General features: G+C 78.1%; 2 protein-coding genes and 1 pseudogene. All 3 read right to left on the reverse strand.

Annotated features, from left to right (window positions below; translation table 11 throughout):
• The coding region (locus ACFV4N_RS36715) for a phosphopantetheine-binding protein (protein ID WP_499677275.1) at window positions 1-2,014 on the reverse strand (2,014 nt) is incomplete at its 3' end.
• Window positions 2,014-5,763: a beta-ketoacyl synthase N-terminal-like domain-containing protein gene (locus tag ACFV4N_RS36720; RefSeq protein WP_499677276.1), complete on the reverse strand. Its 3,750-nt coding sequence runs from the start codon at window positions 5,761-5,763 to the stop codon at window positions 2,014-2,016. The genes ACFV4N_RS36715 and ACFV4N_RS36720, both read right to left, overlap by 1 nt.
• Before the next feature lie 197 nt (window positions 5,764-5,960).
• Window positions 5,961-7,220: pseudogene (locus ACFV4N_RS36725) on the reverse strand (beta-ketoacyl synthase N-terminal-like domain-containing protein); the annotation flags it as partial.
• Between the last annotated feature and the right edge of the window lie 47 nt (window positions 7,221-7,267).

Consider the following 7,267-nt stretch of genomic DNA (forward strand, 5'->3'; position numbering starts at 1 on the left):
GGTCCGCGCCGAGGGTCAGCACCCGCGCGCCCAGCGCTGCGAGGCGGTGGGATCGCTCGACCAGTCTCGGGTCGTCGGCGTCGCGGCCGACCAGGACCAGGCAGGCGCCGGGTCGGCGGGCCAGGTGCTCGGCGACCGGGCCGGCGACACCGCCCGCCGCGCCGGTGATCAGGTGGACGCCGCCCGCCGCGGACCGCACCGGCGGTTCCGCCGGCGCGGGCAGGTGGCGGCGCGCGGAGCGCACCGGGCCGCGCAGGCGGACCTCGACCTCCGGGGAGCGGTCCCCCGCCTCGGCGAGCACCAGGGCGGCCAGGGCGTCGGTCGGCGCGTCGTCGACCTCGACCGCGCGGCACCGCACGGACGGCGACTCGGCCGCGATCGTGCGCGCCGCGCCCGCCACCGCCGAGCCGAGCGAACCGTCGTGCACCACGTGCACCGCACCGGTCGCGCCGGTCCGCGCGAGCGCGCCCGCCGCGTCCCACAGCACGACGCCGGCCTCGACCGGGTCTGGGGCGTCCAGGGCGATCACGAGCACCACGACGGGGCGGGCGCGGGCGGCGAGCAGGTTCCCGACGTCCTGGCCGGTCGCGTCGACCAGCGCGCCGTCGTGCCGGTGGCGGAGCGCGGCGGCCAGCGCCGCGCCCCGCGCGCCGGGGAGGCGCACCACGACCACGTCGCCCACCGGTTCCGGCACGGGGGCGAGCGGCGCCCACACGGGCCGGTAGACGCGGGTGGCGACCTCGTCGCGGACCGGCGCGGGTCCGGCTGCGGTCGTCACGGCCGTGGACGGCGGCTCGGTCGCGGTCGGAGTGGTCGGGGCGGTCGCGGTCGGGGTGGTCGGCGCGTGGAAGCCGTGCAGGCCGCCCAGGTGCGCGGCCACCCCCGCGACATCGGTGAACTCGAACAGCAGCGTCGGGTACAGCGACGTCCCCGCCGCGCGCTCCAGCTCGCGACCCAGGTCGAGCAGCGCCACCGAGTCCAGGCCCAGGTCGTAGAAGCCGGTGTCGGCGGGCACGTCCGCGGGCGCGCGGTCCAGCACGCGGCCGATCAGCTCCCGCAGGTGGGCGCGGTGCGCCCGGACGGCGTCGGGTCCTGGCGGCAGGGCGTGGGCCCCCTCCTCCGCGCCGGGTGCGGTGGTCTCCACGACCGGCGGTTCGGCGCTCGTGCCGCCGTGCAGCAGCCGGGTGATCAGGCCGGGGAACCTGATCCGCTTGCACGTCAGGCCGCGCACCTCCGCGCACAGCCCGCCCTCGTCGTCGTAGAGGCCGTAGCTGTTGGTGATCACGTCACCGGAGTCGGCCAGCACCTCCACGCCGGGCGCGTACAGCCAGGTCCGCCCGCGCAGCGGGCGCGGCGCGCGGAAGCCCTCGACGAACATCGGGATGAACGGTTCCCGGGACACCGCCTCGGTCTGCCCGTAGGCGGCGATCGTGGAGGCGTCCATCTTGGCCGGGTGCAGGTGGAACAGCTCCTCCGTCCCGGCGGCGGCCGGGTCGAGGTCCAGCTCGGCGAGCAGGTAGCCGTCGCCCACGTGCAGCGTTCCGCGGCACGTCATGGCGGGACCGTGCCGGATGTCCTCGGCGCGGGCCCGCGCGTACAGCTCGGCCAGCTCGTAGCGCCGCACCGCGCCTGCCCGCAGCGCGGCCGGGTCGATCCGGTCGTCCGCCTCCCGCTCGTCCAGCAGCAGCCGCGCGGTCAGGTTGGTGTGCCAGGGGTTGTCCGCGCCCTCCCACCGGCTCGACACGGACACCGCCCGCACGCCGGCCGCGTCCGGCGCGCCCACCAGCACCCGGATCTCCCGACCCCGGCCGGGTTCGGTGGCGATCGGCTCGGGGAACAGCACGTCGCGCAGGTCGGCGCGGGTGTGCGGCAGCCCGGCCCCGGCGAGCACCCGGTGCACGGCGTCGAGCAGCGTCACCCCCGGCATGACGGACACGCCGTGCACCCGGTGGTTGTCCATCACGAAGTCGTCGTGGGCCAACTGGATGCGGCAGTCGATGGCGCCGTCGTACATCACGGGGTCCTTTCGCCGTGCTCGCTGTGATCACCGGCGCTGTGCCCACCGGCGAAGCGGAGGGTCGCCAGGGACGTCACCAGCGGGGCCGGTGGCGGTGGCGTGCGGTCGATCCAGTGCCTGCGCCGCCGGAACTCCGGTGGCGGCAGCGGGGTCCGCCGGGGGGTGTGCGGTGGCGGGTTGGAGACGATCGCGTGGGCGTTGGTGCCGCCGAGGCCGAAGGCGCTGACCCCGGCCACGCGGCGGTCGGCCTCCCACGGCGCGGTCGTGGCCGCCGGCCGGAACGGCGAGGACGCGAAGTCGAACCTCGGGTTGGGCCGCTCGCAGTGCAGCGTGGCGGGCACGACGGCCCGTTCGACGGCGAGCGCGGCCTTGACCAGGCCCGCGACGCCCGCGGCGCTGAGCAGGTGCCCGATGCCGGACTTGACGCTGCCGACCGCGCAGAACCCGGTGCGGTCGGTGTCGGCGCGGAACGCGTCGGTCAGGGCGCGCAGCTCGATCGGGTCGCCGATGCGGGTGGCCGTGCCGTGCGCCTCCACCAGGCCCACGTCCCGCGCGGACAGGCCGGCGACGTCCAGCGCCCGGCGCACCACCGCCGCCTGGGCGGTCGGGTTGGGCGTGGTGAGGCCCATGGTCCGGCCGTCGTTGTTGACGGCCACCGCGTCGATCACCGCGCGGACGCGGTCGCCGTCGCGCAGGGCCGCGGCCAGCGGCTTGAGCAGCAGCACGCCGCAGCCCTCACCGGGCACGAACCCGTCGGCGCGCTCGTCGAAGGTGCGGCACCGCCCGCTGGGCGACAGCGCGCGTGCGGCGGTGAACTCCAGGTACGGCTCCTCGTCGAGCAGCACGTCGACCGCGCCGGCCAGCGCCAGCTCCGACTCCCCCGCCAGCAGGCTGCGCACGGCCAGCTGCACCGCGACGAGCGCCGACGAGCAGGCGCTGTCCACCACGAGGTTCGGGCCGTGCAGGTCGAGGTGGTGCGCCAGGTGCGCGGCGATGAAGTTCTGGTCGCCCGACGGCCCGCCCGCGCCGGGACGCCTGCGGTAGTTCGACATCCGGGCGCCGACGAAGACGCCGACGTCCCGGCCGCGCACCTCGTCGTCGTGGTAGCCGCCGTCGCGCAGCGCGCCCACGGCGTTCTCCAGCAGCAGCCGGATCGCCGGGTCGAGCGCGTCGGCCGCGGCGTCGTCGAGGCCGAAGTAGGCGGCGTCGAACCGGTCGATCCCGTCGACGAACCCGCCCCACCGGCTGATGCTGCTGCCGGGCGCGTGGTCGGTGCGGTGCAGCCCGTCGACGTCCCACCGGTCGGCGGGCACCTCGCTGATCGCGTCCACGCCGTCGACCAGGTTGCGCCAGAACGAGTCCACGTCCGGCGCGCCGGGGAAGCGGCACGCCATGCCGACGACCGCGATCCGGCCGTCGGCGACCGGCTCGGCGACCGGGGCGGGGGTCGGGGCCGCGTGGCGGGCCGGGGATTCCGGAGGTGCCGGGGATTCCGGAGGTGCCGGGGACGTGGGGGTGCCGAGGACGGCCGCGAGCCGGTCGGCGGTCGGGTGCTCCAGCACCAGCGAGGGGTCCACCGGCCGGCCCAGCCGCGCCTCCAGTCGCACGACCAGCTCGGCCAGCAGGACCGACTCCAGGCCGAGGTCGGCGAAGGGCGTGGCCGGGTCGATCGCGGACGCGTCCGCGCCCAGCGTCTCGGCCACGACCCGGACGAGCCAGTCGTGGTCGCCCGCCCCGCCGGTCGCGACGCGCGGGGCGGTCCCGGCGCGGTGCCGCAGCGCTGCCACCGGGTCGAACCCGCCGGGAGCCGCCGGGGCGGGCAGGAGCACGGGGCGCGCGGTGGCCACGGCGCGGTCGAGGCAGCGCAGCGCCTCGTCGTCGCCGAGGGCGCGCAGGCCCGCGGCGGCGCAGGCCGCCGCTCCGGACGCGCCCGAGCCGCTGTCCCCCCACACCGGCCACTGGACCGAGGTGAGGCCGCGCACGCGGGCGACGGCGTCCAGGACCGCGTTGGCCGCGGCGTAGCCGGCCACACCGGCGCCGAGCGCGGGCAGCGCGGCCGACACCGACGAGAACAGCGCGGTGTACGCGGGGCGGTCCGGCGCGCAGGCGTCCAGCAGTTCGACCAGCCCGTCCACCTTGGCCGCGAAGGCCCGGTCCAGGTCCGCCGGGTCCTGCCGGCCCAGGGGCGCGGGCGGGCCGCCGGCGTCCCCGGCGCAGTGCGTGATCCCGCCGACGGGGCCCAGTTCGGCGCGCAGGGCCGGGACCGCCGACGCGATTTCGGCCAGTTCGCCGGACCACAGCCGCACGGTCGCGCCCGCCGCCTCCATCTCGGTGACGGCCTCCGCGATCCTGGCGTCACGCGCCGACAGGCCCGGCGCGTTCCACAGCTCCCGGGCGGCGACCGGCCGGCGGCCCGTCAGCACGACGCGGCGCGCGCCCCGGCGCACGAGGTGCCGCGCCACCACGAGGCCCAGGCCGCCCGTGCCGCCGACGACGAGGTGGACCCGGTCCGGGTCCGGCGCGGCCGGCTCGCCGGGTTCGGCCACCGGGGTCAGCGCGGGCCGGTGCCGGGCGCCGCCGCGCGCGCAGACCTCGCCCGGCGCGTCGGCGACGACCCACTCGGCGGGCACGTCCCGTTCCGGCGCGTCGGTGTCGAGGGTGGTGGCGAGCACCGCCGGGTGTTCGGCGGTGAGCACCCGGACGAACCCGGCGACCTCCGCGCCCGCCGTCGTCGGCGACGCGCCGGGCAGGTCGGCGAGCCCCGAGGTCACGTGCAGCACCCGCAGCGCGCCGGTCCGGGACCGCAGCAGCTCCTGGAGCAGGGCGACGCGGGCGTGCCTCGGGACCGGCGCGGGATCGAGGTCGCAGAGGTCGAGCACCCCCGCCACCACGCGGTCGGCGCCGGTGACGCCGGGCCCGGTGACGTCGAGGAGGGTCACGGGGCCGCCGAGCGCGGCGGTCACCCGTGCCGCGAGGTGCGCGGTGGCCGGGGTGTGCAGGCACAGCACGTGCCCGGTGACCGGCGCGGTCGCGGCGGTCGCGGCCGGCACCCAGGTCCGCTCGTACAGCGGCACCTCGGCGGTGGCCGGCGCGACCGCCGGGACCCGCTGGGACGGCGACGGGAGCGCGGGCGGCGCGACGACCGGCGCCCGGCGTGCCGGCAGGCGGCACGGGACGCGCTCGAACGCGGTGCCCGGCAGGGCCACCGGCCGGTGGCCGCCGTCGTCCAGCAGGGCGAAGTCGGCGTCCTCGCCGGCGGCCCACCGGGCTGCCAGCTCGTCCGGCGACACGCCGCGCGGGTCCAGTTCCGGGGCGGTGGCGCGTTCGTCGGCCCGGACCACCCGGCCCCGGTGCACGGCGGTCGGGTCGGCGGCGTGGAACCGCGTCAGGCGTGCGACGGCCTCGGCGCGGGGCGACGCGACGAACGCCAGCCGCTCCACGCCGTGGTCGCGGCCGACCTGGAGGGTGAAGGCGATGTCGGCGAGGTCGTCGCCGCCGGTCATGCCGAGCAGGTACGCGCCCGCGTCGCGCGCCGAGGCCAGGCCCGGCGGCAGCTCGCCGCGCGCGATCCGCTCCAGTTCGGCGCGCAGGGCCGCCGGGTCCGCGGCGGTGTCCGCGAGGAGGTGGTCGGCCAGCCGGCGGGCCTGTTCGGTGAGGCCGGTGGCGGTGCGCGCGGACAGCACGACCACGGCGGGCCGGGCGGGACGCGGCGGCTCGGGCGCGGCGACGAACTCCTCCACGACCACGTGCGCGTTCGACCCGCCCGCGCCGAAGGCGCTGATCCCCGCGCGCCGGGGCCGGACCGGGGGGCGGGCCACGGCGCGGCCTCGCGCTGCACCGCGAGCGGGCTCGCCGCCCAGTCGACCTCGGGGTTGAGGCGGTCGGCGTGCAGCGACGGCACGAGGGTGCGGTGCCTCAGCTGGAGGAGCACCTTGGTCAGCCCGGCGATGCCGGCGGCGGCCTCCAGGTGGCCGATGTTGGACTTCACCGACCCCACCGGGACCGAGCCGGGTGCGAGCCCGTCGCCCAGCGCGCGGGTCAGGCCCGCGACCTCGATCGGGTCGCCCAGGGAGGTGCCGGTGCCGTGGGCCTCCACGTAGCCGACGGTGTCGGGGGCGATGCCCGCCTCGCGGAGGGCTGCCGCCACCACCTCGCCCTGCGCGACCGGGTCGGGCACGGTGTAGCCGGAGGTGTGGCCGCCGTGGTTCACCGCCGTCGCCCGGATCACGCCGTGCACCCGGTCGCCGTCGCGCACGGCGTCCGCGAGCGGCTTGAGCAGCACCGCGCCCACGCCCTCGCCGGGCACGAACCCGTCGCCGTCGGCGGAGAACGCGCGGCACCGCCCGCTGTCGGCGGTCATCCGCATGGCCCGCTGCTGGACGAACTTGTTGGGGTGCAGGGACAGGTTGACGCCGCCCGCGACCGCCACCTCGCACTCGCCCCGGCGGAGGCTCTGCACCGCCAGGTGCAGCGCGGTCAGCGATGCCGAGCACATCGTGTCGACGGTCATGCTCGGCCCGGACAGGTCGAACGCGTAGGACACCCGGTTGGCGATGCCGCCGGGCGTGGACCCGGTGTACGCGGGCTCGCCGTCGGCGGAGCGCTCCACGCCCAGGAACGGGTACTCGTTGTGCATCGCGCCCACGAACACCCCGACCCGGCCGCCGTGCCGGTCGCGCAGCCGGCGCGCGGAGTAGCCCGCGTCGTCCAGGGTGAGCCGGGCGACCTCCAGGAACAGGCGCTCCTGCGGGTCCAGCAACGCGGCCTCGCGGGGCGCGATGCCGAACAGCAGCGGGTCGAAGTGGTCGACGTCGGCCAGGAAGCCGCCGTGCACGGAGCCGGCGGGCCAGTCGGGGCGGGCCCGGTCGGCGGGCAGCGGCGTGACGCGGTCGCGCCCGGCGACCAGGTCGGCCCAGAACGCGTCGAGGTCGTCGGCGCCGGGGTAGCGACCGGCGAGGCCGATGACGGCGATCGGCTGCGCGTCCGCACCGCTCGGCGACGGGGGGGCCGCGGGTTCCGGCTCGGGGCGTCGGGTCGTCCGCGCGGCGGGACCGGTCAGCCCGGCCGCGACCCCGGCGAGGTCGCGGTGCTCGAAGAACAGGGTGGCGGACGCCGGTCCGAAGCGCTCCCGGACGAACACGGTCATCCGCACCGCCGTGGCCGAGGTCAGCCCCAGGTCGGCCAGGGGGGTGCGCGGCCCCACTCGCTCGGGCGGCAGCCCGGTGATCTCGGCGAAGGCGGTGCACAGCG

Source organism: Actinosynnema sp. NPDC059797 (genome assembly GCF_042732085.1).
In the GTDB taxonomy this organism is placed as follows: Bacteria; Actinomycetota; Actinomycetes; order Mycobacteriales; family Pseudonocardiaceae; genus Actinosynnema.